This window comes from Mesorhizobium sp. ArgA1, from assembly GCF_053714375.1.
In genome coordinates, this window is sequence record NZ_JBSKBQ010000004.1 from 91,956 (window position 1) to 117,840 (window position 25,885).

Here is a 25,885-nt window from a genome sequence, read left to right on the forward strand (position 1 = left end):
ATTGCGTAAAACCAAATACTTACCCCTCGGGGAGGAAACCATGGGAAATATCACGCTCAAGAACGTCTCCAAGCATTTCGGATCGACGGTCATCATTCCGGGTCTCGACCTGGTCATCGAGAATGGCGAGTTCGTCGTCTTCGTCGGCCCGTCGGGTTGCGGCAAGTCCACGCTGCTGCGTCTCATCGCTGGTCTCGAGGATACCAGCGGCGGCACCATCAACATCGATGGCCGCGACGTCACCGGCGAGGCGCCGGCTAAGCGCAAGCTGGCCATGGTGTTCCAGTCCTATGCGCTCTACCCGCATATGACGGTGGCCAAGAATATCGGATTCCCGCTGAAGATGGCGGGCGAGGATGTGGCGACGATCGACAAGAAGGTGAAGGACGCCGCGCGCGTGCTCAACCTCACCAACTATCTCGAGCGCCGGCCGGGCCAGCTCTCCGGCGGCCAGCGCCAGCGCGTCGCCATCGGCCGCGCCATCGTGCGCCAGCCTTCGGCCTTCCTGTTCGACGAACCGCTGTCCAACCTCGATGCGGCACTGCGCGGCACCATGCGTCTCGAGATCAGCGAGCTGCATCATCAGCTCAAGACGACGATGATCTACGTCACCCACGACCAGATCGAAGCCATGACCATGGCCGACAAGATCGTCGTGCTCAACGCCGGCAACATCGAGCAGGTCGGCTCGCCGATGGAACTCTACAAATCGCCGAAGAACCTGTTCGTGGCGGGCTTTATCGGTTCGCCGAAGATGAACCTGGTCGAAGGGGCGCCGGCCGCCAAATACAATGCAAAGACCATCGGCATCCGTCCCGAGCACATGAACATCTCGACCACGGCGGGCGACTGGAAAGCCACTGTCGGTGTTGCCGAACATCTCGGCTCCGACACCTTCCTGCACGTCCAGGCTGACGGTGTCGGGACGCTGACCGTGCGCGCTGACGGCGAAATGCCCGTCCGTCACGGCGACACCATCTATCTCACGCCCGACAAGGTCCGGATGCATCGCTTCGGCCCCGACGGAAAGGCGCTGACGCAGTGAGGCTGGAAGGCAAATCGGCGCTGATCACCGGGGCGGCGCGCGGCATCGGCAGGGCTTTTGCCGAAGCCTATGCGCGTGAAGGTGCCACGGTGGCGATCGCCGACATAAACCTGGAGGCTGCGCAGAAAACGGCGGCGGCGATCGGCGCGGCGGCCTATGCGGTCAGGCTGGACGTCTCCGAGCTCGCTTCGATCGAGGCGGCGGTGAAGGCGGTCGAGGCCAAAGCCGGCGGCCTCGACATATTGATCAACAACGCCGCTCTGTTCGATCTGGCGCCGATCGTCGAAATAACGAAGGCAAGCTACGACAGACTGTTTTCGGTCAATGTCGCCGGCACGCTGTTCATGCTGCAGGCCGCCGCCCGCTCGATGATCGCGCGTGGCAAGGGCGGCAGAATCATCAACATGGCGAGCCAGGCCGGCCGGCGCGGGGAGCCTCTGGTCGCCGTCTACTGCGCCACAAAGGCGGCTGTCATTTCACTGACCCAGTCTGCCGGGCTCGACCTGATCAAGCACCGCATCAACGTCAACGGCATCGCGCCGGGCGTCGTCGACAGCGACATGTGGGATGACGTCGACGCGCTGTTCGCCAGATACGAGAACCGGCCGAAGGGCGAGAAGAAGCGGCTGGTCGGTGCGAAGGCGTGCCTTACGGCCGCATGGGCAAGCCTGAGGATCTTGCCGGCATGGCGGTGTTCCTCGCCAGCGACGAGGCCGAATACATCGTCGCCCAGACCTACAATGTCGATGGCGGCCAATGGATGAGCTGAGGCGGATGAGTTGAGGGGGAGGCGCCCCTATCCTTTCCTCCGGGAGAAAGGCGTCGCGGGGCGGGGCGGCACGAATGCCAAAGGCACGTGCCGTCCCCGCACTCTCCTCGGAGGGTTGAGGGCGTAATTGTCAGGCCGGCAACGGGTAAGCACCGGCAAAAGGGTAAAGCAGATGACCGTGAAACTCTCCTCCTCCATCCTCGCCAAGCTCCCCGCCAAGGTTGCCGGTCCGCAGTACGAGCGCGCCAGGCTCAAACCCGGCATCGTCCATTTCGGCGTCGGCAATTTCCATCGCTCGCACCAGGCCGTCTATCTCGACGACCTCTTCAATTCGGGCATCGGCCATGATTGGGCGTTGATCGGCGCCGGCGTCTTCGAGGGCGAAAAGGTTGGCCGCACCAAGCTGCAGGAGCAGGACTGGCTGACCACCGTGGTCGAGCAGGATTCCGACCATATGAGCGCCCGCGTCACCGGCGTCATGATCGACTTCCTGACGCCGGGCGATGCCGACGCCATCATCGACCAGCTTGCCGATCCGGCGATCAAGATCGTTTCGCTGACCATCACCGAGGGCGGCTATTTCATCGATCCGGCCTCCGGCAAGTTCAACCCGACCCATCCCGACATCGTCGCCGATGCGCAGGCCGGCACGTCGCCGAAGACGGTGTTCGGCCTCATCCTGGCCGGGCTGATGCGTCGCCGCGCCGACGGCATCGTGCCGTTCACAGTCATGTCCTGCGACAACATTCCTCATAACGGCCATGTCACCTCGGACGGCGTCATTGGGCTGGCCCGCCTGATCGACGAGGATCTGGCCAACTGGGTGAGCGACAACGTCGCCTTTCCGAACGGCATGGTCGACCGCATCACGCCGGCCACCTCCGATCGCGAGCGCGGCATTCTGGCGACGGAATTCGGGCTTGAAGACAATTGGCCGGTATTCTGCGAGCCGTTCAAGCAATGGGTTCTGGAGGATCATTTCACCCACGGTCGCCCGCCGCTGGAAAAGGTCGGCGTCCAATTCGTCAAAGACGTTGCGCCCTACGAACTGATGAAGATCCGCATCCTCAATGGCGGCCATGCAACGATCGCCTATCCCGCGGGACTGATGGACATCCACTTCGTCCATGAGGCGATGCAGGAGCCGCTGGTGCGCGGCTTTCTCGCCAAACTCGAACAGGACGAGATCATTCCGACCGTGCCGCCGGTGCCGGACACCGTGCTGGAAGACTATTTTCAGCTCATCGAGCACCGCTTCTCCAACCCCAAGATCGGCGACACCATCCGCCGGCTTTGCCTCGACGGTTCCAACCGGCAGCCGAAATTCATCATCCCGACCATCGCCGACCGGCTGAAGGCCGGCAAAGGCGTTGCCGGTCTGGCGCTGGAATCGGCGCTTTGGTGTCGTTATTGCTTCGGCACGACCGACAGCGGCGCCGTCATCGAAGCCAACGACCCGAGCTGGGACCGGTTGCAGGCAACCGCCAAGGCGGCGAAGGACAAGCCCGGCGCCTGGCTTGCGATGGAGGACGTCTATGGCGATGTTGGCCGCGCAGCGCCGTTCGCCGAGGCCTTTGCCCATGCGCTCAACGTCTTGTGGGCGAATGGCGCGCGCGCGACGCTGACGCGCTACATTGCCGGCAAGCTCTGACGCGAGCCGCAATGACGCCCGAACTGGTCATCTTCGACTGTGACGGCGTGCTGGTCGACAGCGAGGCGCTGTCGGTCTCGGCCCTGCTCGGCATGATCGCGGCTGCCGGCGGCTCGGTCAGCGAAGATGCGGCCTACGAGCATTTCCTCGGCAAGAGCATGAAGAGCGTGCGCGAAATTCTCGGCCGCGATTTCGCGGTCGACATCACCGACGGCCATCTGACCGACATGCGCGTCGAACTGATGCGCAAATTCCGCGAGGAGCTGAAGCCGATACCCGGCATCACGGAGATCCTGCCGAAGCTGGGCGTACCCTGCTGCGTCGCTTCCTCCGGCACGCTCGACCGCATTCGCTATGCGCTCGACGTCACCGGGCTTCTCGGCCTGCTCGAACCGCATCTGTTCAGCGCCGCCATGGTCGCGCGCGGCAAGCCGGCGCCGGATCTTTTTCTGCATGCAGCCGCCGCCATGGGCGCTCATCCTGGCAACTGCATCGTCGTCGAGGACAGCCCGGCCGGCATCGCGGCTGCGCGTGCCGCCGGCATGCGCGTTTTTGCCTTCACCGGCGGTTCGCACGCGGGCAACCCGGCCTTGAAAGCGCGGCTTGCGTCGAGTGAACCGGACTTTATATTCGCTGACATGCTGCAATTGCCCGATCTGATTGCAGGCCTGGGAGCGAGAGTAAAAGCATCTTGACGAAAAGCTTCGTTTGCGCGGTCGATGTCGGCACCGGGAGCGCCCGCGCGGGCATTCTCGACACGTCAGGCACCTTGCTCGGCCGCGCCGAGCATCCGATCGTGATGCACCAGCCGAGGGCCGATCACGCCGAGCACAATTCGCAGGATATCTGGTCGGCGGTGTGCATTGCCGTGCGGGCGGCACGCGAAAAGGCAGGGGTGGCGGCGCAGGACATCGTAGGCATGTCGTTCGACGCCACCTGTTCGCTGGTGGTGCTGAACAGGGACGGCGGCCAGCTCAGTGTGTCGGTTACGGGCGAACGGCGCTGGGACACCATCGTCTGGCTCGACCATCGCGCCATCGCCGAAGCCGACGAATGCACGGCAAGCGGCCACCCCGTGCTCGACTATATAGGCGGCGTCATGTCGCCGGAAATGGCGACGCCGAAGCTGATGTGGCTGAAGCGCAATCTGCCCGGCACATGGCATGAAGCCGGCTATCTATTCGACCTCACCGATTTCCTGACCTGGAAGGCGACCGGTTCGCTGGCGCGCTCGCAATGCACGCTGACCGCCAAATGGACCTATCTGGCGCATGAGCAGGCCGGCTGGCGGCGTGACTTTTTCGAGACCGTCGGGCTCGGCGATCTGTTCGAGCACGGCAACCTGCCGGAGAAGGCGAGTGCGGTTGGCGCCGACATCGGCACGCTCTCGGCAGAAGCGGCAGCGGAGCTTGGCCTGACCGAGAACTGCCGGGTCGGCGCCGGCGTCATCGATGCCTATGCCGGCGCGCTCGGCGTGCTCGGCGGCTTTGCCGGCGACGAACAGAATATCGGCCGGCATCTGGCGCTGATCGCCGGCACGTCGTCCTGCGTCATGGCGATGTCGCCCGACCCTCAGCCTTTCGCCGGCGTCTGGGGCCCTTACTACGGCGCCGCACTGCCAAAACTGTGGCTGTCGGAAGGTGGCCAGTCGGCAACCGGCGCGCTGCTCGACCACATCATCCGCTGGCATGGCGCCGGCGGCGAGCCGGATGCGGCCATGCATGCGAAGATCGCCAGGCGCGTTGCCGAACTGCGCGCCACCGAGGGCGACAAGCTCGCCGCCAGGCTGCATGTGCTGCCCGACTTCCACGGCAACCGGTCGCCGCTTGCCGATCCGCATGCCGTCGGCGTGGTCAGTGGGCTGACGCTGGACTCCTCCTTCGACAGCCTGTGCAAACTCTACTGGCGCACCGCCGTCGGCATCGCGCTCGGCGTGCGCCATGTGCTGGAGGCGCTGAACGAGAACGGCTATTTGATCGACACGCTGCACGTCACCGGCGGCCACACCAAGAACCCGCTTTTGATGGAGCTCTATGCCGACGCCACCGGGTGCGCGGTGATCGAGCCGCTGGCCGACGAAGCGGTGCTGCTCGGCACCGGCATGGTCGCGGCTACCGCCGCAGGCCTATTCCCTGATCTGAACGCGGCTTGCGTGGCCATGCAGCAAGGCGGCAGGACGCGTGCCTCGAACCCGGCCGCATCAGGCCGCTTCGACCGCGACTATAAGATTTTCCTCGAAATGCACCGCCAGCGGCAGGCGCTCGACGCCATCAGCTAGAGCAATTCCAGGAAAAGTGTGAAACGGTTTTCCCGGGAAAAGCGCGTAGCGCTTTCCCTTGGGAATTGCGTAACAACAAATACTCTCGTCACGTCAGCGATTTCAACGCCGGCTCTCGATGATCTCGATGAAACGGGCGAACAGTCCGGCCTGGGATTTGATGCCGAGTTTGCGGTGGATGTTGCGGCGGTGAACCTTCACGGTTCCCGGCACGATGCGCATGGCTCTCGCGATCGACTCGGTGGAATGCCCCTGCAGCACCAGATCGACGACATGCTTTTCGCGCGGTGTCAGCGACAGGCTCTCCCAGATGTGCGCGCGGTCGAACTCGTTGACTGCGGCGATCGTCTCGTCCTGTTCCGCTTCGTCCGGCTCGTCGGCTGGAAGAGCGGGCCAGCGCAGTCGGGCGAAGCCGATCACCGCCGGCGCCATGTCGCGCAGCAGCCTGGCGTCGGCAGTGCCGAAGGGGCCCGAGGCCTGTAATCGCATCAGCGACAGCACCAGCGCATCCTTGCCCGGCAGCGGCACGAAGAAGCCGACCTCCTCGGCTAGCCTTGTCTGGCTGTAGTAGGTGCGAAAATACTCGCTGGCATAGAAACGGTCGGGCGCCAGTTCGCGCATGCGCCAGAACCCCTCCTTGCGCTCCACCGCCGCGTGATGAAACGGGTCGAGCAGATAGGGCCCTTCTTGATAGAGCGTGACGAAGACATGGCTCTCGGCCGGCGAGAAGGTTTCGAACAGCAGCGGCGGTCGTGAGGCGCCGCGATAACCGAAGATCACGCAGTGGTCGAAGCTGACATGCTGTCGCAGCCAGCCGACCATCGCCCTGCCGAACAGGTCGCCGCTGGTCTCTCGCGTTGCCGCGACAAGCGCAGCGAGTTGGCTGTATTCGTCGCTGCGGGACGCACTCAAACCATACCCCCTTAAACGAGAAAATAGATCTGATATACCACCTGCGAGGTATATACTAGCCGCCATTGGCTCTGGTAGCGTCCGGAAATAGCCCTGTTGCTGGAGCCAGCACGTTGACCGCAGTGCCCGACATCGAGTTTCGCGGCGTCACCAAGCGCTATGGCGCCGTGACCGCTGTCAGCGGCATCGATCTGACGGTCCCTCCGTCCGCCTTTGTCGCCCTTCTCGGACCGTCCGGCTGTGGCAAGACGACATGCCTGCGCATGATCGGCGGCTTCGAGCAGCCGAGCGAAGGCCAGGTGTTCATCCGCGGCCGGGACATGGCCGGCACGCCGCCCTATCGCCGGCCGGTCAACATGGTGTTTCAGCAATATGCGCTGTTTCCGCACCTCGATGTGGAAGCCAACGTGTCTTACGGACTGCGTCAGGCACGGCCGCGCCTCGCGTCGCAGGAAATCGGCCGCCGCGCCGGCGAGGCGCTCGAAATGGTGCGGCTCGCCGGCTATGGCGGCCGCAAGATCCACGAACTCTCCGGCGGCCAGCAGCAGCGCGTGGCGCTGGCGCGCGCGCTGGTGAACAAGCCGGCGGTGCTTTTGCTCGATGAGCCGCTGGCCGCGCTCGACAAGAAACTGCGCACCGACATGCAGATCGAGCTGCAGAACCTGCAGCGTGAGATCGGCATCACCTTCGTGCTGGTCACCCACGACCAGGAGGAGGCGCTGTCGATGAGCGACTTCGTCTGCGTCATGAACGGCGGTCGTATCGTCCAGCTCGGCCAGCCGAGCGAGATCTATGACGAGCCAGCCGACCTGTTCGTCGCCGACTTCGTCGGCAAGACCAATCTGCTGAGCGGCAAGGTCGCTGGGCATACAGGAGACCTCGTCAACGTGGTGCTGGCGGACGGAACCGTTATTGCCGCGCGCAAGCGAACCGCCTTGCAGCAGGGCGAGACCGTTTCGGTCAGCCTGCGCCCTGAATCGCTAAGCCTCGGCGCCCCGGGAGGCAGCCCATTCAAGGGCATCGTGCGCAACCGGATTTTTTTGGGCTCGACCGCGGAATACGCGATCGAGGTGCAGGGCATCGGAACGCTGCTGGCCAAGGCCGACCATGTGATCGGCCATGGCAATCTCTTCAAGCCGGGTGAACCCGTCGCCATCGGCTTTGCCTCCGGGACGCCGCTGGCGTTTCCGGAGAACAAGAACAACGGGACCAACCAGAGGGTAGCAAAAAATGTCGAAATCATATCGTGACGGACTGCCGATAAGCCCTGAGAACTTCGTCGACCAGCTGATGCGTTTGAAGCGCGGCTCGATCGGCCGCCGCGACTTCCTCGGCCTCACCGGCCTGGGCATCGCAACCGCGGTCATGGCGCGCGAAATCGGCATCATGCCGACGTCGGCCTTCGCCGCCGAAAACCTCGGCGACCGCATGTCGATCGCCACCTGGCCGAACTATCACGACCCGCAGACCTTCGAGAATTTCAAGAAGGACACCGGCGTCGCCGTCGAGGTCAACGTCTTCGGCTCCAACGAGGAGATGCTGGCCAAGCTGCAGGCCGGCGCCTCGGGCTGGAGCCTGTTCGTGCCGACCAATTACACGATCTCGACCTACAAGAAGCTCGGCATCATCGATCCGCTCGATATGGCGAAGCTGCCGAATTTCGACGGCTCCCAGGAAGACCCACGCTTCACCTCGGAAGGCACGATCGACGGCACGACCTACGCGGTGCCGAAGAACTGGGGCACGACGGGCTTTGCCGTCAACACCAAGAAGCTGACGAAACCGATGACCAGCTGGAAGGAGTTCTGGGATGTCGCCATGGCCGAGGGCGATGGCCGCACCATGGTCCACGACTACCAGCTGACCACCATCGGCAACGCGCTGAAATATTACGGCTATTCCTTCAACTCGTTGAAGCCGGACGAGCTCGCCAAGGCGGAAGAACTGCTGCTCAAGGTCAAGCCGCATCTGTTTGCCGTCTCGTCCGACTACCAGCCGGGAATGCGGGCGGGCGACGCCTGGATGACCATGTGCTGGACCAATGACGGCGCGCAGCTCCACCGCGATATCCCGGAGATCGCCTATGTGCTGGGCAAGGAGGGAGGCGAGATCTGGACCGACTTCTACGCCATCCCGAAGGACGCGCCGAACAAGCCGGCCGGCTACGCCTTGCTCAACTATCTGATGACCCCTGAGGTCGCGGTGAAGGAGCATCTGGCCAATGGCGCGCCCTCGACGGATGCGCGGGTCAACAAGCTGCTGCCCAAGGAAGTGCTCGACAATCCCATCCTCTATCCGGCGGCGGATCTTTTGACTCCCTTGGAATTCGGCGCGGCGGCGACGCTGACCGATCCCGGTCGCGCCGAGCTGATGGCCCGCTTCAAGTCGGCTTGAAGCCGGCTTGGATGAGACAAGCAACCGGCGGGCATATGTCCGCCGGCATCGGGGCGGTTTCCATGCACGGCAACAGATTTCGGCATAATATCCTGACAGCGCTGCTGCTCGCTCCGGCTACAGCGTGGCTGGTGGTGTTTCTGGTATTGCCGTTCATCGCCATTGCAGTATTCAGCCTCGGCGAGCGGGCGCCGGAAGGCGGCTACCAGGCCGCCTTCACGCTGGCGCAATACGCCAACCTTCCGGCGCGGGCGACCGCCTTCTGGAACACGATGATGCTGGCGCCGGTGGGCGCGCTCGCCTGTCTGCTCGTTGCCTACCCGGTCGCCTACTACCTTGCCTTGAAGGCACCGCAGCGCTGGCGGCTGATCCTGCTTGCGCTCGTCGTCATTCCGTTCTGGACCAGCCTTCTGATGCGCACCTATGCCTGGATGTACATTCTGGGCGGACGCGGCATCCCGGCGCTGCTGGCCTTTATCGGCATCGAGGATGTCAGGCTGATCAACACGCCGGGCGCCGTCCTGCTCGGCATCGTCTACGGCTATCTGCCGCTGATGATCCTGCCGATCTATGTCAGTCTCGAGCGGCTCGACCGGCGGCTGCTGGAAGCCTCCGCCGATCTCGGCGCGACGCCGCTCTCGACATTCCTGGGCGTGACGCTGAAGCTTTCGCTGCCCGGCGTGATGACCGGCTTCTCGCTGGTCATGATCCTTCTGCTCGGCGAATACCTCATCCCGACGCTGCTTGGCGGTGGCAAGGTGTTCTTCATCGGCAACGCGCTGGTCGACCTGTTCCTGCAGTCGCGCAACTGGCCGTTCGGCTCGGCCATCGCCATCACGCTGGTGGCGGTTTCGGTGGTGGTGCTGATTGCCGCCAACCGCATTTCGACACGGGTGTCGGGCGCCCGCAGGGTGGATCTGATCTGATGCGCGCCTTCGTCACCGCCGTCTTCGCCTTCCTTTATCTGCCGATCGCGCTGGTCGTGCTGTTCTCCTTCAACGCCGGCCGTCACGCCAGCGAGTTCACCGGCTTTTCGGTGCAGTGGTACGGCACGGCGCTGTCGAACCCGTTCCTGGTCGAGGCGCTGAAGAACAGCCTGTTCATCGCCACCACCAGCGCGCTTCTGGCGGCGGTGTGCGGCACGGCAGCAGCGCTCGGCCTGGCACGGGTCGGGCTCAGAACCCGTGCCATCTTCGACGCGCTGATGGGTGCCGCAATCGTCGTTCCCGGCGTCGTCATCGGCATCTCGACGCTGGTGGCGCTGGTCCAGCTGCTTGGCGTGCTCAACCCGTTCCTGGCCTCGATCTGGCCCGACGACCAGCCGCCGCGCCTGTCTCTCGGCTATGGATCGATCATTGCCGCGCACGGCCTGTTCTCGATGGCGCTGGTGACGATGATCGTCGGCACGCGGCTTGCCAGCCTCGACCGCAATCTGGTCGAGGCCTCGAGCGATCTCTACGCCACGCCGCTGACGACGTTCCGCTCGATTGTCCTGCCGCAGATCATGCCTGCGGTGGTCGCCGGCTTCCTGCTCGCCTTCACCTTCTCCTTCGACGATTTCATCGTCGCCTTCTTCGTCGCCGGCGCACAGACGACGCTGCCGATCTATGTCTTCGCCTCGATCCGGCGCGGCGTCACGCCGGAAATCAATGCCATCGCCACCATCGTGCTCGTCGCCTCGGTCCTGCTCGTTGTGCTTGCCCAATGGCAGCTGCGCCAGCGCAAGCCATCCAGCTGAAAGACGCATCATGATCCTCAAAGACCGCATCGCCGTGGTGACGGGCGCCGGCTCCGGCATCGGCCGCGCCGGCGCCATGATCATGGCCAGGGAAGGCGCGCTGGTGGTCATAGCAGACCGGGATCTGGCAAGCGGCGAGACGACGGCGGCCGACATCCTCGCGGCAGGCGGGCAGGCTGAGGCGATTGTCACCGAGGTCTCTGACGACGCGGCGGTAGGACAGCTCATCACGGCCACGCTTGGCAAACATGGCCGCATCGACATCCTGCACAATCACGCTGGCATCCAGGTCGGCGGAGCACTGACCGAAGTCGAAGTCGATGGCATGGATGCGTCCTGGCGCATAAATGTACGGGCGCAGTTTCTGGCCGCGCGGCTGGTCATGCCGGCGATGGTCGCGCAAGGCGGCGGCGTCATCCTCAACACGGCCTCGAATTCCGGCGTGTTCTACGATCGCGAGATGATCGCCTATGCCACCTCCAAACATGCGGTGGTGGCGATGACCAGGCAGATGTCGCTCGACTATGCCCGCCACAATGTGCGCGTCAACGCGCTCTGCCCCGGCTGGGTCGACACGCCCTTCAACGAGCCGTTCATCGCCCAGATGGGCGGCCGTGAGGCGATCGAGACCTACGTCCGCACCAAGATCCCGATGGGGCGCTGGGCCAGCGCCGAAGAGATCGCCGAAGCGATCCTGTTCCTCGTCTCCGACCGCTCATCCTTCATGACCGGCCAGGCGCTGGTCATCGACGGCGGTGAGAGCATCGGCTGAGCAAGGGGCTCTTTGCCCAAGCGAGAAGGCGGAATTTGCCTTCTGGCTCAATCGCTGCCCGCCCGTCCTCCCTTGCCTTCATGTCGCGTTTCGTTCATGGAGATGCCGCAAACGCCGCAAAACCGAAGGTTTCGCCGTTTGGAAGTGCGGCTTCCGGCCAATTGCCGACGCGCCGCAATCGGAAAGAGCAGGACAATGTCTGCGATCGAAGCCGGCGCTCGTGCGCCGGAAAATCTTTGGCGTCAGGAAATCAGGGCGACGCTGGCGCTCGCCTGGCCGATGGTGCTGACCAATCTTGGCCAGACGGCGATGACAGCCACGGACGTGATGATGATGGGGCGCCTGGGCGCCGACACGCTGGCCAGCGGCGCGCTCGGCGCCAACCTCTACTTCATGCCGCTGATCTTCGGCCTCGGCCTGATGCTGGCGACCTCGCCGATGATCGCGACAGAGCTTGGCCGCCGCCGCCATTCCGTGCGCGACCTGCGCCGCACTGTGCGACAGGGTCTGTGGCTGGCGATCCTGATCGCAATCCCGATCTGGATCTTCCTGTGGCATGGCGAAGCCGTTCTGCTGGCCATGGGCCAGGAACCGGCGCTGGCTCACCAGGCCGGTATCTACATGCGCTGGCTCGAATGGGCGGTGCTGCCCTTCTACGGCTATATCGTGCTGCGCTCGTTCATCTCGGCGCTGGAACGGCCGGGCTGGGCGCTGGTCATCGTCTTCGTCGCCGTCGCCTTCAACGCCTTCTTCAACTGGGTGTTCATGTTCGGCAATCTCGGCGTCACCTCTATGGGCATTGCCGGCTCGGGGCTTGCCACCACCCTCTCGAGCACGCTGATGTTCTGCGGCCTGGCCGCTGTGGTGATGCTTGAGAAGAAGTTCCGCCGCTACCGCCTGTTCGGCCGCTTCTGGCGGTCCGACTGGCCGCGTTTCAAGGGCCTTCTCCGGCTTGGCCTGCCGATCGCCGGCATCCTCGCCTTCGAGGTGACGATCTTCAACGCGGCAGCTCTGCTGATGGGCCTGATCGATGCGGATTCGCTGGCCGCGCACGCCATCGCCATCCAGATCGCCTCGATCTCCTTCATGGTGCCGCTCGGCCTCAACCAGGCTGTCACCGTGCGCGTCGGCCTGGCCCATGGCGCCGCCAATCAGGCAGGCGTTTCGCGCGCCGGCTGGACCGCTTTCGTCATCGGCGTTTCGTTCATGGCGCTGATGGGTCTGGTGATGGTCCTGTGGCCGCATCTGCTAATCAGCGCCTTCATCGACCTGACCGATCCGGTCAATGCCCGAGTGATCGCGCTTGCCGTGTCGTTCCTGGCCTTTGCCGCGCTGTTCCAGATCTTTGACGGCGCGCAGGCCGTTGCCGCCGGCATGCTGCGCGGCCTGCACGACACCAAGGTGCCGATGATCTATGCCGCGATCGGCTATTGGGGCATCGGTCTGCCGCTCGGCGTGCTGCTTGCCTTCCATTTCGGCTTGCACGGCGTCGGCATCTGGATCGGCCTAGCCTCCGGGCTGGCGGTGGTGGCGGTGCTGCTGCTCGCGCGCTGGCTCAGGCGCGACCGCATCGCGCCGCCGCTCGTCTTCAGCCATTGAAAACAAAAAGCGGACCGTCCAGTTGCCTTTTTGAGCTATAGCGGGAGCCCCCGTTGGCTACTGACCCCAACTTACGCCTGCCGGCTTTCGGGCCAGCCCTCTCCCATAGTCGAAACTGATAAGGTAGATTGTTGCATCGGAAAGGGGCGATGCAACACGCATTTGGACAATTCGAACTTGATGAAGCTGCGCGCAAGCTGTCGTTAAGCGGCGTTGGGCAGAAGATCCAGCCGCTTGTCTTCGATTTGCTGGTGTACCTGGTGCGCAACGCTGGCAGGGTCGTCCCCAAAGACGAGCTGATGGACGCTCTTTGGCCGGATGTCATCGTGACCGAAGCATCGCTTCAGCGCGTGGTCAGCCTCACTCGAAAGGCGCTTGCAGCTGGCGGCCTGCAGGACGCGATACACAGCTACGTTCGCCATGGCTATCGCTTCGCCATCGATGAGCCGGGACTGGGATATCTGCAGCCTGTCTCGTTAAAAGGAGCCGACGATATTGCCGAGGCTCGCAGGCTTGCAGCCTCGCGCGACTGGAGCGCGGCCGCAAAATTGTTCGCGCATTTGGCGGACAATGGCGATCTCTCTCCTGCGGACGTCGATCTCTGGGCTCTGGTCGTCGAATGTGGCGGGCGACCGACCGAGGCGATCCCTGTGCTGGCCCGTGCGGTGGCTGCCCATATCGAGGCCGGCGACCTCGCCCGCGCCGCAAGATCGGCAGTCACGCTCGCAAAGATCCAGGCCGAGCGCGGATCGGGGGCCGTGGCAGAGGGATGGCTGGAACGTGCGGCGTCGCTTCTGTCTCAGTCGCCAGACGATGATACGCAAGCCTATCTGCTGTGGATGAGGTCGCGCCTGGCATCCTCGGGCGGCCGCCCTGAGGAGGCGCTGCAACTAGCGTCAGCCGCTTACGCGATTGCTGAAAATTGCGACGATCCCGGCCTTCGGGCTCTGACTTTGACCTACAAGGGATTTTTCAATCTCGCCCTCGGCAAGATCGAAGAGGGCAGCGAGCAGCAAAACCATGCGGCGGCCATCGCTTTGTCGAGCCAGGTCGACCCGATCACCGGTAGTCTGGTTTACTGCAATATCCTCTGGAGCTGCAGGACGTACGCCGATTGGCCGCGTGCTCGCCAGTGGAGCGAAGGCTTCGAAAGCTGGTGCACCGCAAGTTTTGCGCAGACCTCGGGCGCGTGTGACCTTCATCGTGCCGAAGTGGTCGCGGCGCAGCAAATATTGCCTGAAGCCCTGAGCTGCATAAACGAAGCGCTTCCCAAACTCTCCGCCGAGGAATCCTGGTCGCTCGGCGAAGGCTTCCGCGTCCGCGGCGATATCTTTGCCATGATCGGCGACCTTGCATCGGCGCGCGCCGACTACGACCAGGCTTATGCGATGGGCTGGGACGCGGAGCCGGGCAATGCTGTGTTGTTGTTCGAAACAGGCGATCTGGACGGAGCGCTTGCCGCGCTCGATCGGGCTCTGCAAGGGATGTCGTGGTTCCATCTGCAGCGGCGCGGAAACCTGCTGGTGAACGCAGCCTGCATTGCGGCGCGCGGCGGGCGCTCTGCCCAGGCGTCGATTTATCTCAACGAAATCGATGCCCAGCCCGAACGCTGGCGGCAACCCGCAACGCAGGCATTGATAGCCGAAACCAAGGCGGCGCTTTGCGAGCCAGGCGACCCGAACGGCAATCGGCTGCTGCTGTTGGCCCGGCAGCTCTGGACCAGCGCAGGCGTCGAGTATCACGCGGCAAGGGTTCGGCTGCGGCTCGCAACTGCCTTGTTGCGGTCGGGCGACGTCAGCGGGGCGAAAGTGGAAATCACCGCAGCAGAGAGAGCGGCCCGCCATCTGGGATCTCGGCGCCTGGAAGAGGAAGCCGCAAGGCTTCGCCACAGCTTTTCGCGCGAGACCCAGCCTCTTGTCGATGGCTCTACGCAAGAACTCACCCTCTGACCCATGCCTCCTTTGACAGGACGAGCTGCTGATCGAGCCTATCGGCAGTGGCAGCGAAAGATCAGCCAGAGATCAGGTGCCGATAAGGACGATCAGTCCCCTCGACGGTAATTTTTCCCCAGCCAGGCAGACACGCCTGGCACTCAATAGCGCCGACGACGGTTGGCGCGAAATCGAAAGGGAAAGATCATGAACCTGTTTGTTATCCGCCGCCCCAGCGCCTGGGCATCTTTGCAGGAACTCGAAGCCGCCGGTGCCAAATCGGCAAAGGTCGCCAAGGAACAGATGTCGGGCACGGTCAGCTGGATCCGCAGCTATGTCGTGCACGAACCCGATGGGCGCATCGGCACCTTCTGCATCTACGAGGCCAAGGACGGCGAGGCCATCCGGGATCACGCCAAGCGCGTCGGCATGCCCGGTGAGGAATTCTACCCGATCGCCGACACGGTCATCATTCGCAATGATCCGATGACGGCGGCGGCCTGACGACCTCCAGTCGCTGCCTCGCGCAACCAGCGGGGCAGCGTCATCCAACCAGCAAGCATTAACAACACGGCGTTTGGAGCGGGATTCCCGTTCCATGCGCTGCGATTCCCCACGAATGCTGCGATTCCCCACGAATGGAGAAACCAATGTTTCACTACCTAAAACGCGTTTCGATCGGGCTGAGAGCACGCAGGGCCGAGAGGACCTTGCAGGAACTGCCTGACCACATCCTGAAGGACATAGGCATTCGCCGCGGTGCGATCTCCTATGCCGTTCGGGAACACTTCAAGGACCGTCTCGTCTGAGTGGCCAGCCCAATTGGAAACCAGGGACATGGAACTTCTGATAAACATGGCGAACATCATGTATGTGATCGCCTACTTCACGCTGGACATTTTGCGGTTGAGGATTCTCACCACCGCGGCCGCAATCTGTCTTGCCGTGTATTTCTATAGCCAGCCGGCGCCGCTCATGAACGTCGTCGGCTGGAACGTTTTCTTTGTGCTTCTGAATCTGGTCCAGATCGGCCGCATTTTGAAGGCGCGCTACGCGCCGGCCGGCGGCGCCTTTTGGCGCGGTCGAGCTGGATAGGCACTGCGTCCATGGCGCAACGGTATCGCCATTCTGCCAATCTTGCTCCTGTTCATGACCGGAGCCGGACATATCTACCAGCCATCGCCAGGTGCCCAATCAATGAGGAGGCAGTTCTGATGAAGGCAATCGTAGTAACGGACCAGGCCGCGGGAACGCCGGGGATGAAGCTTGCGCAGCGACCCGAGCCACAGGCAGCGATAAACGACGTCGTCGTCCAGGTTCATGCTTCGGGGTTCGTGCCGACCGAGCTGGCGTGGCCCTCGACCTGGACTGACCGCGTCGACCGCGACCGGACGCCATCGATCCCGGGGCACGAGTTGGCCGGAGTGGTCACCTCCCTTGGCTATGGCACCACGGGGCTGTCGGTGGGACAGCGGGTCTTCGGCCTTGCGGACTGGTATCGCGACGGCACACTCGCGGAGTATGTGGCCATGGAAGCACGAAACCTTGCGCCATTGCCAGGCGACGTGGACTTCACGGTGGGCGCTAGTTTGCCGATCTCAGGCCTGACCGCATGGCAGGGTCTGTTTGACCATGGCCGCCTTAGGGCGGGGCAGAGCGTCCTTGCACATGGTGCGGCCGGCGCGGTCGGATCGATGGTGACGCAACTCGCACGAGAGGCTGGCGCCTACGTCATTGGCACCGGACGCTCTGCCGACCGGCAGAAGGCGCTCGACTTCGGCGCGAACGAGTTCGTCGACCTCGAGAACGACGTCCTGGAAGACGTCGGCGGCGTCGATCTGGTGTTCGATGTCATCGGCGGCGACATCCAGAAGCGATCCGCTGCTCTGATTCGAGCCGGAGGAACACTGGTGACCGTCGTCGGGCCGCCCGAAGCGCGGCCCGCCAATGGCCTGGCGATCGACTTTGTTGTCGAGTCCGATCGCGCCCAACTAAGTGAGATTGTCCAGCGGGTGCGGGACGGACGACTGCGGACAAACATCGGCCACATCTCGACCCTGGACGATGCAGTTTCCGCGTTCAACCCGACCGAGCGACGCTCGGGGAAGACAATCATCCGCATTCGTTCGTGAACGACATGTCTGTCGATGCACGCGGCCGGTTGCTATTGCACAGATGCGCTCAGTTGCCGTCCGACGACATCGCGCCGAGCAGCCGGCGTATATCGCCGAACCTGGCGATCGAGCCGAACACCAATGCCGCAACCGCAACGAAGAACACCGACACAGCGGCCATGGTCGGCGTGTAGCCATAGCGCAGTGCGTTGAAGATCTTGATCGGCAGCGTCTCGGTGGTGAAACCGATCGTCATATAGGCGACGATGTATTCGTTGAGCGACAGCACGAAGGCAAAGGCATAGCCGGAGACGAGATAGGGCAGGATCAGAGGCAGCACCACGGTCTTCAGCACCGTGCGGTCGTCGGCGCCCATGGTGGCCGCGGCCTCGACCAGCGAGCGGTCGATCGAGGCAAAGCCCAGCGACAACGTCACCAGCGGCAGCGTCACGAAGAAGATGGCGTGGCTGATGATGGCGGTGAAGAACTGGCCGAACAGCCCGACCGTCGCCCAGAAGGAGAGGAAGCCGAGCGCGGTGATGACAGGCGGCAGGATGAAGGGCGCCAGCCCCAGCACCTGAAAGATGTTTGCCCATGGCGCGATGCGCCGCCACAGGAACCAGGCCAGCGGCAGCGCGACTGCAACGGCAATCGCCGCCGAGCAGACGGCCAGCGTCACCGAATGGACCAGCGCCAGCCGCCATTCCGGGTCAGTGAAGATTTGCGCATACCAGCCGAACGAGAAGCCGATCGGCGGGAAGGTGAGCTCCTGCCGCGAGTTGACCGACACGCCGGCGACGACGATCAGCGGCGCCGCTAGAAACAGCGCAATGACGGTGAAATAGACACGGCGCAGCAAGGTCGCGGTCATAGTGCATTCTCCCGGCGTCCGACGAGCAGCGTCAGTCCAACCAGCGCCAGCGAGATCAGCACCAGGAACACGGCCATTGCCGCGGCGAACGGCATGTTGGACTGGTAGATCGCCTGGTCGGTGATTAGCACCGACAGCGTCCAGTGTTGCGGCCGCCCAAGGATCTGCGGCAGCAGGTAGGAACCGAGGGCAAAGACGAAGACCATGATCAGCGTCGCCACGATGGTGTTGCGCAGCGCCGGCGCGACGACGTTGAAGAAGGCCCGCACCGGCGAGGCGCCGAGCGTGCGCGCGGCCTCGAGCAGCGTAGGGTCGAGGCGCACGAGAGCGGGGTAGAGCACCAGGATGGTGTAGGGCAGCGCCTGGTAGACCATGCCGGTCAGCACTGCGCCGAAGGTCGGCAGCAGCGCCACCGGCTTGTCCATCAACCCGATCGCCACGAACAGGTTGGTGATTCCGGCGGTGCGCGAAAACAGTGTCGACCAGGCAAAGCCGATGATGACTTCCGACAGCGACAGCACCGACAACAGGCCGACCAGCCACAGCGTCTGCACGCGGCGCGGCCGGCGGGTCAAAAGATAGGTGAACGGGAAGGCAATAGTGACGCAGCAGACGGCGACCAGCACCGCCAGCATCAGCGAAAAGCCGAGCACGCCGCCGAAGAACACCGACAGGAACCGGGCGTAATTGTCGAACACGAAATCCGGCGTGTAGAAGCCGGAAGGATTGCGTTTGAAAAAGCTCACCGCGATCATCGTCGAGAACGGCACGACGAAGAAAACGATCAGCATCAGCGCCGGAAAGAACAGCGGCGTGTAGTCGGCTACCGACTTCGGAGCTTCGCGTCTCATGCCCCAAGCACCACGCAACTGGCCGGCGGCAGCGTGACGCCAACCTTGGCGCCGACCGGCACGTCATGCCGCTCGCGCGGCGTCGTCACCGCAATGATGCTGGTGCCGCCAACATCGACAAAGGTCTCGATGGTGCCGCCGAGATCGCGCACGAAACTGACCTCGCCGGTAATGGCCGAGCCGCCGGGGCTGCCCAGATGCACGTCCTCGGGGCGGACTGACACCGAAGCCTTGGTCTGACCCGCCGGCATGGCAAGGCCCGGAATGGCGGTGCCCAAAATGGTGGTGCGCCCGGTGCTGTCGACTTCGGCCGGCAGCAGATTGGTGATGCCGATAAAGTCGGCGACGAAGGCGTCGGCCGGCTTGCGGTAGATCTCGATCGGCGGCGCCGCCTGCAGGATTCTGCCATGGCCCATGACGACGACGAGGTCGGCCATGGTCATGGCCTCGCGCTGGTCGTGGGTGACGACGATGGTGGTGATGCCGAGCCGCTGCTGCAACTGGCGCAGTTCCACCTGCATGGCCTCGCGCAGCTTGGCGTCGAGCGCCGACAGCGGCTCGTCGAGCAGGAATAGTTTCGGCGACAGGGCGAGTGCCCGCGCAATCGCCACGCGCTGGCGCTGGCCGCCCGACAGCTTTGCCACCGGACGGTCGGCAAAGCCGGGCAGATGGATCAGGCTCAGTAGCTCGTCGACGCGTTTCTTCTGCTCCTCCTTCGAGGCGCCGCGAATGCGCAGCGCATAGGCGATGTTGTCGCCGACGGAGAGATGCGGAAACAGCGCCAGCGACTGGAACACCATGCCGAGATTGCGCTTGTGCGTCGGCAGCGGCGTGATGTCCTCGCCGTCGAGCACGATGGCGCCGCTGGTCGGCTCCTCCAGCCCGGCAATCATGCGCAGCAGCGTGGTCTTGCCGCAACCCGACGGGCCGAGCAGGCACACGAACGTGCCATGCGGAACGTTGAGCTGGACATTGTCGACGGCGGCGAAATTGCCGAATGTCTTGGTGATGGCGTTGATGTCTAGTCCGGACATGCTCATCCCTCTCAGGCAGTGCACTGGAGCAATTCCAGGAAAAGTGTGTAGCGGTTTTCCGTCCGAAATTGCTAAAAAGCAGGAAGTAGGCCGCCGTTTCCATGAAACGGTGAACTGCTTCTAACGTGGCCGCCGGAAGAAATCCGGCGGCCAGTCAGTTTTCAAGCGAATCGAACGGCTCAGCCTACGATCAGCTCGGTCCACTTCTGGTTGATCCAGTCAGCCTTCGACGTATAGAGGTCGTAGCGCGGGATGATCGGATCGATGTCCGACGACACCGAGGCGAACTCTTCCGGCTTGAGGTCGAGCACCTCTTTCTTCAAGGTCGGCGTGGTGCCGACCTTGCGCGACATGACGCCCTGCATCGACGGCTGGCTCATATAATCGATGAAGGCATGCGCCTCGTCGACCTTGGTCGAGGCGCGCGACAGCACCCAATTGCCGGAATCCTGGATGCCGCCTTCCTTCGGGAAGGTCGAGCGGACATGGAAGCCATCGGCGGCCGCGAGCCCGGTGACGTCGTGATAATACTGGCCCATCGGGATTTCGCCCGATTTCAGCGCCTGCTCGAACTGCGCCTCGTCGCGATACCACAGGCGCACATTCGGCTTGAGCTCGGCGAGCTTCTCGAACGCCTTGTTCAGCCCGTCCTCGGTGTCGAGGGCGTTGGTGCCGCCCATGAACGTCTTGGCCGTCACTTCGAGCAGGAACGAGTTGGAGGCAAGCGCCAAAAGACCGAGCTTGTCTTCATTGGCCTTGTCCCACAGCGCATCCCACGATGTCGGCGCGTCCTTGTAGACGTCGGTGTTGGAGACCAGCGTGATCCACCAGGCGACGGCGCCGATGCCGGCGACGCGGCCATCCGGATATTTGTTGATGAAGCGCGGTAGCAGGTCGCCATAGTGCTTGAACTTGGACGTATCGAGCGGCGTCCACAATTCCGTCGACTGGCCCTTCAGCGTAGAAGTCTGCGACATCATCGAAAGGTCGGCCGGCGCCTGACCGGCCTTGGCCGCCTGTTCCAACTGCACCAGCCAGGCTTCGCCGGTCGGCTCGGCGACCGATTCCACCGCAATGCCGGTGGCCTTGGTGAAGTCGGGGAAGACGTTCTCGTCGAAGGATTTCTTGAAATAGCCGCCATAGACGCCGACCTTCAGCGACTTGTCCTGCGCCCGCAGGATGGACGGCATGGCAAGCACGCCGGCTGTTGCGAGGCCCGCGCCAAGCACGCCGCGCCGTGTCATGGATTTTCCGATCAGTCTGTTCATCCGATTTCTCCTCAGTTGATGCCGGCCTTTCCGGCAGGTTCCCTTCACACGACTGTCGCCGCTTGGGCGTCAGTGGGCCGCCGCTCGTTGTTCGAGCGTACGGGCGTATTGCGTCAGTGGAAAGCACATGACGAAGAAGATCAGCGCCACCAGCCCGTAGACCTTGAACGGTTCGAAGGTGGCGTTGTTGATGGCGTTGGAGGTCCTGACGAGCTCCTCGAAGCCGATGATCGAGGTCAGCGCCGTCGATTTGATCAATTGCACCAGGAAGCCGACGATGGGCGCCCTCGTGATCGAGAACGCCTGCGGCAGGATGATCAGCCTGAGCTCCTGCAGGCGGTGCAGGCCGAGGCTGGCGCCGGCATCCCACTGCCCGCGCGGCAGCGCATCGACGCCGCTGCGCCAGATCTCGGCCAGATAGGCGCTGGCGAAGAAGGTGAGGCCGAGCACGGCTGCCGTCCACGGCTCGATGCGCAGGCCCAGCATCGGCAGGCCGAAGAACATCAGGAACAGCTGCATCAACAGCGGCGTGCCCTGGAACAGCGCGATGTAGCCGGAAGCGATGCGCCGGCTCCATTTATTCTGAGCGATGCGGAAGAACAGCACGATCAGCCCGACCAGCGCCCCGCCGACGAAGGCGGCGAGCGACAACAGCACCGTCCAGCGCGCGGCGAGCACAAGGTTGCGCACGATATCCCAGAAGGTGAATTCGATCATGACACGCCGGCCCCCAAGACGCGGCGCCCGCCTGTGACCAGCAGCCGGCGCAAGGCCATCGACATCAAGAGATAGACCAACGTCACGATGAAATAGGTCTCGAAGGAACGGAAGGTGCGTGCCTGCAGCATGTCGGCCTCATAGGTCAGTTCGCGCACGGCGATCTGCGAAACCACGGCTGATTCCAGCATCATGATGACGATCTGGCTGGTGAGCGCCGGATAGATCACCTTCAGCGCCTGCGGCAGCACGATCTTGATGAACACCTGTCGTGGCCGAAGCCCCAGTGAAAGAGCGGCTTCCGTCTGTCCGCCGGGCACGGCATCGAGGCCGGCGCCGACAATTTCAATCGTGTAGGCCGCCATGTTGAGCGTCATTGCCAGCATGGCGGCCAGGATCGGATCGAGCCTTATGCCGAGGCTGGGCAGACCGAAGAAGATGAAGAACAGCTGCACCAGGAAAGGCGTGTTGCGCATCACCTCGACATAGACCGCGATGGCGCGCTTCACGAATACCGGGCCGTTGCGCCGACCGGCAGCGCCCAGGATGCTCAGCAGCGTACCCACGAGCGTGGTCACGACGATCAATAGGATCGTCGTGAGCGCGCCGCGCGTGATGTCGCCCAGAGCAGCTGGAAGCCAGGCAAAGGCCACGGAAACTCAATCCTTGAGGTTGTCGGGATTGAGCGGCGTCTTCAGCCAGGCCTTCGAGCTCTCGTCGAGCTTGCCGTCGGCAAGCATCTTGGCGACCGCATCATTGACCGCCGTCTTCAGCCGGTCCTCTTTTTTGTTGAGGCCGATATGCGAGGGCGAGGTTAAAAGCTGGAACTTCTGCTCCGGCTTCAGCGCATCCTGCTTGGCCAACACCTGGGCGCCGACGTCGTTGCCCACCACCATCAGCTGGGTCTGGCCGGAGATGAAGGCCTGGATGACGGAGTTGTAGTTGTCGAAGCGCTTGATGTCGGCCGATGCCGGCGCAGCTTCGGTCAGCGACGTATCCTCCAGCGTGCCGCGGTTGACGGCGATCGACTTGTCGGCAAGGTCTTCCTTGCCTTTGACCGAGAGCGCTGCCGGACCGATTACGGCGATGTAATAGGGCGCATAGGCGGCGGCGAAATCGATCACCTCCTCACGCTCCTTGGAATAGCCGACGCTCATCAGGATATCGACGCGCTTGTCGGTGAGATAGGGGATGCGGTTCTGACCGGTGACGCTGACCAGGTTGAGCTTCACTTTCAAGGCATCGGCGATTGCCTGCGCCACGTCCACGTCATAGCCCTTGATGCTCATATCGGCGCTGGCCGAGGAGAAGGGCGGGAAGTCGGAGAAGATGCCGACATTGATAGCGCCGGCCTTGGTGATGTCGTCGACGGCGTCGGCATGAGCCTGGGAGGCGAGGCCGAGGCCGGCGAGCATCAGCGCGGCGGCTACGGAAGATTTGAGTTTCATGTGGAGTGTCATTGGTATTCCCCTTCTGGATGCTTGTTTGTTTGAAACGGCCGCCGGCTCCAGCGCGGCGGCCGCCTTGCGATTGAAGTCAGGCCCCCTTGCTCGTAATGGCGGGGCTGAACACCATCAGGCTCAGGATCTCGAACAGGACCTGCGCGCCGACATGGGCGGTGTTGGTGGTGGCGTCATATTGCGGCGCCACCTCGACGACGTCGCCGCCGACAATGTTGAGGCCCTTGAAGCCGCGCAGCAGTTCAAGCACCTCACGTGTCGTCAGGCCGCCGACTTCCGGTGTGCCGGTGCCCGGCGCAAAGGCCGGATCGACGCTGTCGACATCGAACGAGATGTAGGTCGGGCCGTCGCCGACAATCTTGCGCGCCTTCTCGATGATGGCGGGGATGCCGAGCCCGGTCACCTCTTCGGCATGCACGACCGTCATGCCGGATTCGTAGGTGAACTCCCACAGATATTCGGCCGAGCCTCTGATGCCGATCTGGATGGTGCGGGTCGGGTCGAGCACGCCGTCCAGCACCGCGTTGCGGAACGGGCCGCCATGGTGGAACTTGGTCATGTCGAACAGCCCGCTGGTGTCGCAATGGGCGTCGATATGGATCATGCCGACCGGCGCCTTCTTACCGACCGCCTTCAGGATCGGGTGGCTGATCGAGTGGTCGCCGCCGACCGAGAGCGGCAGCACGCCGGCATCGACGATCTGGTTGGTGCGCTTCTCAATGTCTTCGTGGCTGATCTCCAGCCGGTAGCGGCTGCGGAACGGCGTATCGCCGATGTCGGCGACTCGCAGCTCATGCGTCGGCGCGCATTCCAGCACATGATTGTAGGGGCCGATGCGCTCGATGGCGCGCAACGCCCTCGGTCCAAAGCGTGAACCGGGACGGTTGGTGACGCCGAGATCCATCGGCACGCCGATGATCGCCACCTGCAAATCGCCGAAATCCGGATTGTCGGCAGCGACTTCGCGGTAGGGTGCGGCGAGGAAGGTGGGGATGCCGGAATAGGGCGCCAGCCTGGTGCCGCTCTTGGAGAAGATCTTGTCGGCAACCTTGCGGAATTTAGGGTCGAACATCTCGCCGCCATGGCTCTCGCCATATTTGCGGCGCAACGCGTCGAGCTTGCCACGATCGTAACCCATGTCGGTCTCCTCCTGCCGGGCTTGTGCATGCGGCAGCGTTTGCGAACTGACCGTCATCCGGCCGGGTCGCTGTCCCGCTGGCTGCCTGCAGATTTCACGTCATTGATGCTGTTGACCTGCCAAAGTGTCCGGCAGCCGCATTGAAAAATCAATTGATATTGTTACGGTGTTGATTGTGAGAAAATCTCACAGAGTATCCGGTTACTCATGGCCAAGCGTCTACCGCCCCTGAATCCTCTGCGTGCCTTCGAGGCGACGGCGCGGCACGCCTCGCTGACCAAGGCGGCGGCCGAGCTCAATGTCACCCATGGCGCGATAAGCCACCAGATCAAGGCGCTCGAGCAATCACTCGGCGTCAAGCTGTTCGAGCGCACCGGACAGCGGGTAAAGTTGACACCGCACGGCGCCGAACTGCTGCCGGCGGTGTCGACCGCGTTCGACGGCATCGCCGCCGCCACCCAGCGCATGACCAGGCCGGCCAGCGCCGGCACGCTGTCGGTCTCCTGCGTGCCGGCCCTGCTGCTTCTGTGGATGACGCCGAGGCTCGGCAGCTTCATGGCGCAATATCCCGACATCAGGCTGACGCTGATCCCTTCCAACGACCCCAAGGATATTCGCGCCCCGCAGGTCGATGTCTGCGTGCTCTATGGCGACGGCAGCTGGACCGACTGTTGGATGCGCAAATGGTCGGGCCTCGAACTGTTCCCGGTGGTCAGCCCGACGCTGATCAACAACCGGCCGATCCGCATCTGCCGGGATCTTGCCGACCACGTCATCCTGCATGGCGATGACGGCCGCGAATGGCACACCTGGCTGGCCGCCGCCGACGGGCTGGATCTCGAACGTGGCCGCCGTCACCATCTCGGCGATGCGCGCACGGCTATCGAGGCCGCGGTGCATGGCCATGGCGTGGCGCTTGGCGATTCCGTCACCGCCAGCATGCTGCTCGCCAGGGGCCTGTTGGTGGCGCCCTTCAGCCTGTCGGTGCCGGCGGTCGACGATTTCTATGTCGTTTGCCGCAACGAGATGCGCTCGGCGCCGATCGTGCAATTGTTCATCGACTGGCTGTTCGCCGAGAAGGAACAGGCCGACAGCCGCGCCGATGCGCCGGTGGCCGGCCGCATCGGCATCCGCAGGAAGCGCCCGGCGCTGAAAGTGATTGGCGCCAAGGCCGCATCCTAAGAGCCGTAAGCACCACAACAATACTGCCGCAGCGTCCTCTTTTTGTCGGGCCAGCCCGGAAAGCGGGAAGCGCGTTCAAAAATTCAATGCTAAGAGGCATTTGGCCAAGAGCAATTCCAGGAAAAGTGCCTAGCGGTTTTCCGTCCGGAATTGCGTAAGAC

25 protein-coding genes and 1 pseudogene are annotated in these 25,885 nt (G+C 63.4%); 17 read left to right on the top strand and 9 right to left on the bottom strand.

Features of this window, described 5'->3' with window-relative positions; genetic code table 11:
* Positions 1–40 precede the first annotated feature (40 nt).
* The 5 genes and pseudogenes from ACWGTI_RS12610 (at position 41) to ACWGTI_RS12630 (ending at position 5,743) form a co-directional block, all read left to right on the top strand.
* Entirely contained in the window at positions 41–1,045 is a 1,005-nt protein-coding gene (locus ACWGTI_RS12610; RefSeq protein ID WP_454587408.1) for an ABC transporter ATP-binding protein, read from the top strand.
* A pseudogene (locus tag ACWGTI_RS12615) lies at positions 1,042–1,814 on the top strand (L-iditol 2-dehydrogenase). The gene ACWGTI_RS12610 and the pseudogene ACWGTI_RS12615 overlap by 4 nt, the downstream one beginning before the upstream one ends.
* Before the next feature lie 172 nt (positions 1,815–1,986).
* Positions 1,987–3,465 carry a mannitol dehydrogenase family protein gene (locus ACWGTI_RS12620; RefSeq protein ID WP_454587409.1) on the top strand — a complete coding sequence of 493 codons (1,479 nt, stop codon included), beginning with the start codon at positions 1,987–1,989 and terminating at the stop codon, positions 3,463–3,465.
* An 11-nt stretch (positions 3,466–3,476) separates the two neighbouring features.
* Positions 3,477–4,160, top strand: coding sequence for an HAD family hydrolase (locus ACWGTI_RS12625; RefSeq protein WP_454587410.1), 684 nt, complete (start codon positions 3,477–3,479; stop codon positions 4,158–4,160).
* Positions 4,157–5,743: an FGGY-family carbohydrate kinase gene (locus ACWGTI_RS12630; RefSeq protein WP_454587411.1), complete on the top strand. Its 1,587-nt coding sequence runs from the start codon at positions 4,157–4,159 to the stop codon at positions 5,741–5,743. The genes ACWGTI_RS12625 and ACWGTI_RS12630 overlap by 4 nt, the downstream gene beginning before the upstream one ends.
* A 102-nt stretch (positions 5,744–5,845) precedes the next feature.
* Here ACWGTI_RS12630 and ACWGTI_RS12635 read toward each other — a convergent pair whose 3' ends face one another.
* Positions 5,846–6,655, bottom strand: a complete 810-nt coding sequence (locus ACWGTI_RS12635; RefSeq protein ID WP_454587412.1) for a LuxR C-terminal-related transcriptional regulator — start codon at positions 6,653–6,655, stop codon at positions 5,846–5,848.
* 113 nt (positions 6,656–6,768) lie between these two features.
* Between ACWGTI_RS12635 and ACWGTI_RS12640 the strand changes: the two genes are divergently transcribed.
* The 11 genes from ACWGTI_RS12640 to ACWGTI_RS12690 all read left to right on the top strand — a co-directional run bounded on the left by ACWGTI_RS12640 (position 6,769) and on the right by ACWGTI_RS12690 (position 17,221).
* Positions 6,769–7,905, top strand: coding sequence for an ABC transporter ATP-binding protein (locus ACWGTI_RS12640; protein ID WP_454587413.1), 1,137 nt, complete (start codon positions 6,769–6,771; stop codon positions 7,903–7,905).
* Positions 7,886–9,049, top strand: coding sequence for an ABC transporter substrate-binding protein (locus tag ACWGTI_RS12645; RefSeq protein WP_454575269.1), 1,164 nt, complete (start codon positions 7,886–7,888; stop codon positions 9,047–9,049). Before ACWGTI_RS12640 ends, ACWGTI_RS12645 begins: the two co-directional genes overlap by 20 nt.
* A 62-nt stretch (positions 9,050–9,111) precedes the next feature.
* A complete protein-coding gene (locus ACWGTI_RS12650; RefSeq protein WP_454587695.1) occupies positions 9,112–9,975 on the top strand; it encodes an ABC transporter permease in 864 nt (287 codons plus the stop codon).
* Positions 9,975–10,787, top strand: a complete 813-nt coding sequence (locus ACWGTI_RS12655) for an ABC transporter permease (RefSeq protein ID WP_454587414.1) — start codon at positions 9,975–9,977, stop codon at positions 10,785–10,787. The genes ACWGTI_RS12650 and ACWGTI_RS12655 overlap by 1 nt, the downstream gene beginning before the upstream one ends.
* Positions 10,788–10,797: 10 nt before the next feature.
* The gene (locus tag ACWGTI_RS12660) at positions 10,798–11,559 is read left to right on the top strand and encodes an SDR family NAD(P)-dependent oxidoreductase (protein ID WP_454587415.1); all 762 of its coding nucleotides are present in this window, start codon (positions 10,798–10,800) and stop codon (positions 11,557–11,559) included.
* Positions 11,560–11,754: 195 nt separating this feature from the next.
* On the top strand, positions 11,755–13,158 hold the full coding sequence (locus ACWGTI_RS12665; protein ID WP_454587416.1) for an MATE family efflux transporter: 1,404 nt from the start codon (positions 11,755–11,757) through the stop codon (positions 13,156–13,158).
* 149 nt (positions 13,159–13,307) lie between these two features.
* Positions 13,308–15,107, top strand: a complete 1,800-nt coding sequence (locus ACWGTI_RS12670; RefSeq protein ID WP_454587417.1) for a winged helix-turn-helix domain-containing protein — start codon at positions 13,308–13,310, stop codon at positions 15,105–15,107.
* A 189-nt stretch (positions 15,108–15,296) separates the two neighbouring features.
* On the top strand, positions 15,297–15,593 hold the full coding sequence (locus ACWGTI_RS12675; RefSeq protein ID WP_454587418.1) for a nickel-binding protein: 297 nt from the start codon (positions 15,297–15,299) through the stop codon (positions 15,591–15,593).
* 146 nt (positions 15,594–15,739) lie between these two features.
* A complete protein-coding gene (locus ACWGTI_RS12680; protein ID WP_454587419.1) occupies positions 15,740–15,898 on the top strand; it encodes a DUF1127 domain-containing protein in 159 nt (52 codons plus the stop codon).
* 58 nt (positions 15,899–15,956) lie between these two features.
* Positions 15,957–16,184 carry a hypothetical protein gene (locus ACWGTI_RS12685; protein WP_454587420.1) on the top strand — a complete coding sequence of 76 codons (228 nt, stop codon included), beginning with the start codon at positions 15,957–15,959 and terminating at the stop codon, positions 16,182–16,184.
* A gap of 119 nt (positions 16,185–16,303) precedes the next feature.
* Entirely contained in the window at positions 16,304–17,221 is a 918-nt protein-coding gene (locus tag ACWGTI_RS12690; RefSeq protein ID WP_454587421.1) for an NADP-dependent oxidoreductase, read from the top strand.
* 49 nt (positions 17,222–17,270) lie between these two features.
* On the opposite strand, the gene ACWGTI_RS12695 is transcribed toward ACWGTI_RS12690, so the two are convergent.
* The 8 genes from ACWGTI_RS12695 to speB all read right to left on the bottom strand — a co-directional run bounded on the left by ACWGTI_RS12695 (position 17,271) and on the right by speB (position 24,542).
* Entirely contained in the window at positions 17,271–18,074 is an 804-nt protein-coding gene (locus ACWGTI_RS12695) for an ABC transporter permease (RefSeq protein WP_454587422.1), read from the bottom strand.
* The gene (locus tag ACWGTI_RS12700) at positions 18,071–18,925 is read right to left on the bottom strand and encodes an ABC transporter permease (RefSeq protein WP_454587423.1); all 855 of its coding nucleotides are present in this window, start codon (positions 18,923–18,925) and stop codon (positions 18,071–18,073) included. Before ACWGTI_RS12700 ends, ACWGTI_RS12695 begins: the two co-directional genes overlap by 4 nt.
* Complete coding sequence (locus ACWGTI_RS12705) at positions 18,922–19,959, bottom strand: ABC transporter ATP-binding protein (protein WP_454587424.1); 1,038 nt, start codon at positions 19,957–19,959, stop codon at positions 18,922–18,924. Before ACWGTI_RS12705 ends, ACWGTI_RS12700 begins: the two co-directional genes overlap by 4 nt.
* A gap of 179 nt (positions 19,960–20,138) precedes the next feature.
* The gene (locus ACWGTI_RS12710; RefSeq protein ID WP_454587425.1) at positions 20,139–21,227 is read right to left on the bottom strand and encodes an ABC transporter substrate-binding protein; all 1,089 of its coding nucleotides are present in this window, start codon (positions 21,225–21,227) and stop codon (positions 20,139–20,141) included.
* A gap of 69 nt (positions 21,228–21,296) precedes the next feature.
* The gene (locus tag ACWGTI_RS12715; protein ID WP_454575258.1) at positions 21,297–21,944 is read right to left on the bottom strand and encodes an amino acid ABC transporter permease; all 648 of its coding nucleotides are present in this window, start codon (positions 21,942–21,944) and stop codon (positions 21,297–21,299) included.
* Positions 21,941–22,597 (bottom strand): amino acid ABC transporter permease, encoded by a 657-nt coding sequence (locus tag ACWGTI_RS12720; RefSeq protein ID WP_454587426.1) that lies wholly within the window; start codon positions 22,595–22,597, stop codon positions 21,941–21,943. The genes ACWGTI_RS12715 and ACWGTI_RS12720 overlap by 4 nt, the downstream gene beginning before the upstream one ends.
* Before the next feature lie 6 nt (positions 22,598–22,603).
* A complete protein-coding gene (locus ACWGTI_RS12725; protein WP_454587427.1) occupies positions 22,604–23,404 on the bottom strand; it encodes a transporter substrate-binding domain-containing protein in 801 nt (266 codons plus the stop codon).
* A gap of 76 nt (positions 23,405–23,480) precedes the next feature.
* A complete protein-coding gene (speB, locus tag ACWGTI_RS12730) occupies positions 23,481–24,542 on the bottom strand; it encodes an agmatinase (protein ID WP_454587428.1) in 1,062 nt (353 codons plus the stop codon).
* 207 nt (positions 24,543–24,749) lie between these two features.
* Between speB and gcvA the strand changes: the two genes are divergently transcribed.
* Complete coding sequence (gene gcvA, locus ACWGTI_RS12735; RefSeq protein WP_454587429.1) at positions 24,750–25,724, top strand: transcriptional regulator GcvA; 975 nt, start codon at positions 24,750–24,752, stop codon at positions 25,722–25,724.
* Positions 25,725–25,885: the final 161 nt, after the last annotated feature.

Coding starts and splice junctions, on each gene's coding strand:
- ACWGTI_RS12610 (WP_454587408.1), top strand. CDS start 41: ATGGGAAATATCACGCTCAAGAACGTCTCCAAGCATTTCGGATCGACG.
- ACWGTI_RS12620 (WP_454587409.1), top strand. CDS start 1,987: ATGACCGTGAAACTCTCCTCCTCCATCCTCGCCAAGCTCCCCGCCAAG.
- ACWGTI_RS12625 (WP_454587410.1), top strand. CDS start 3,477: ATGACGCCCGAACTGGTCATCTTCGACTGTGACGGCGTGCTGGTCGAC.
- ACWGTI_RS12645 (WP_454575269.1), top strand. CDS start 7,886: ATGTCGAAATCATATCGTGACGGACTGCCGATAAGCCCTGAGAACTTC.
- ACWGTI_RS12650 (WP_454587695.1), top strand. CDS start 9,112: ATGCACGGCAACAGATTTCGGCATAATATCCTGACAGCGCTGCTGCTC.
- ACWGTI_RS12655 (WP_454587414.1), top strand. CDS start 9,975: ATGCGCGCCTTCGTCACCGCCGTCTTCGCCTTCCTTTATCTGCCGATC.
- ACWGTI_RS12660 (WP_454587415.1), top strand. CDS start 10,798: ATGATCCTCAAAGACCGCATCGCCGTGGTGACGGGCGCCGGCTCCGGC.
- ACWGTI_RS12665 (WP_454587416.1), top strand. CDS start 11,755: ATGTCTGCGATCGAAGCCGGCGCTCGTGCGCCGGAAAATCTTTGGCGT.
- ACWGTI_RS12670 (WP_454587417.1), top strand. CDS start 13,308: ATGCAACACGCATTTGGACAATTCGAACTTGATGAAGCTGCGCGCAAG.
- ACWGTI_RS12675 (WP_454587418.1), top strand. CDS start 15,297: ATGAACCTGTTTGTTATCCGCCGCCCCAGCGCCTGGGCATCTTTGCAG.
- ACWGTI_RS12680 (WP_454587419.1), top strand. CDS start 15,740: ATGTTTCACTACCTAAAACGCGTTTCGATCGGGCTGAGAGCACGCAGG.
- ACWGTI_RS12685 (WP_454587420.1), top strand. CDS start 15,957: ATGTATGTGATCGCCTACTTCACGCTGGACATTTTGCGGTTGAGGATT.
- ACWGTI_RS12690 (WP_454587421.1), top strand. CDS start 16,304: ATGAAGGCAATCGTAGTAACGGACCAGGCCGCGGGAACGCCGGGGATG.
- ACWGTI_RS12695 (WP_454587422.1), bottom strand. CDS start 18,074: ATGACCGCGACCTTGCTGCGCCGTGTCTATTTCACCGTCATTGCGCTG.
- ACWGTI_RS12700 (WP_454587423.1), bottom strand. CDS start 18,925: ATGAGACGCGAAGCTCCGAAGTCGGTAGCCGACTACACGCCGCTGTTC.
- ACWGTI_RS12705 (WP_454587424.1), bottom strand. CDS start 19,959: ATGTCCGGACTAGACATCAACGCCATCACCAAGACATTCGGCAATTTC.
- ACWGTI_RS12710 (WP_454587425.1), bottom strand. CDS start 21,227: ATGAACAGACTGATCGGAAAATCCATGACACGGCGCGGCGTGCTTGGC.
- ACWGTI_RS12715 (WP_454575258.1), bottom strand. CDS start 21,944: ATGATCGAATTCACCTTCTGGGATATCGTGCGCAACCTTGTGCTCGCC.
- ACWGTI_RS12725 (WP_454587427.1), bottom strand. CDS start 23,404: ATGACACTCCACATGAAACTCAAATCTTCCGTAGCCGCCGCGCTGATG.
- speB (WP_454587428.1), bottom strand. CDS start 24,542: ATGGGTTACGATCGTGGCAAGCTCGACGCGTTGCGCCGCAAATATGGC.
- gcvA (WP_454587429.1), top strand. CDS start 24,750: ATGGCCAAGCGTCTACCGCCCCTGAATCCTCTGCGTGCCTTCGAGGCG.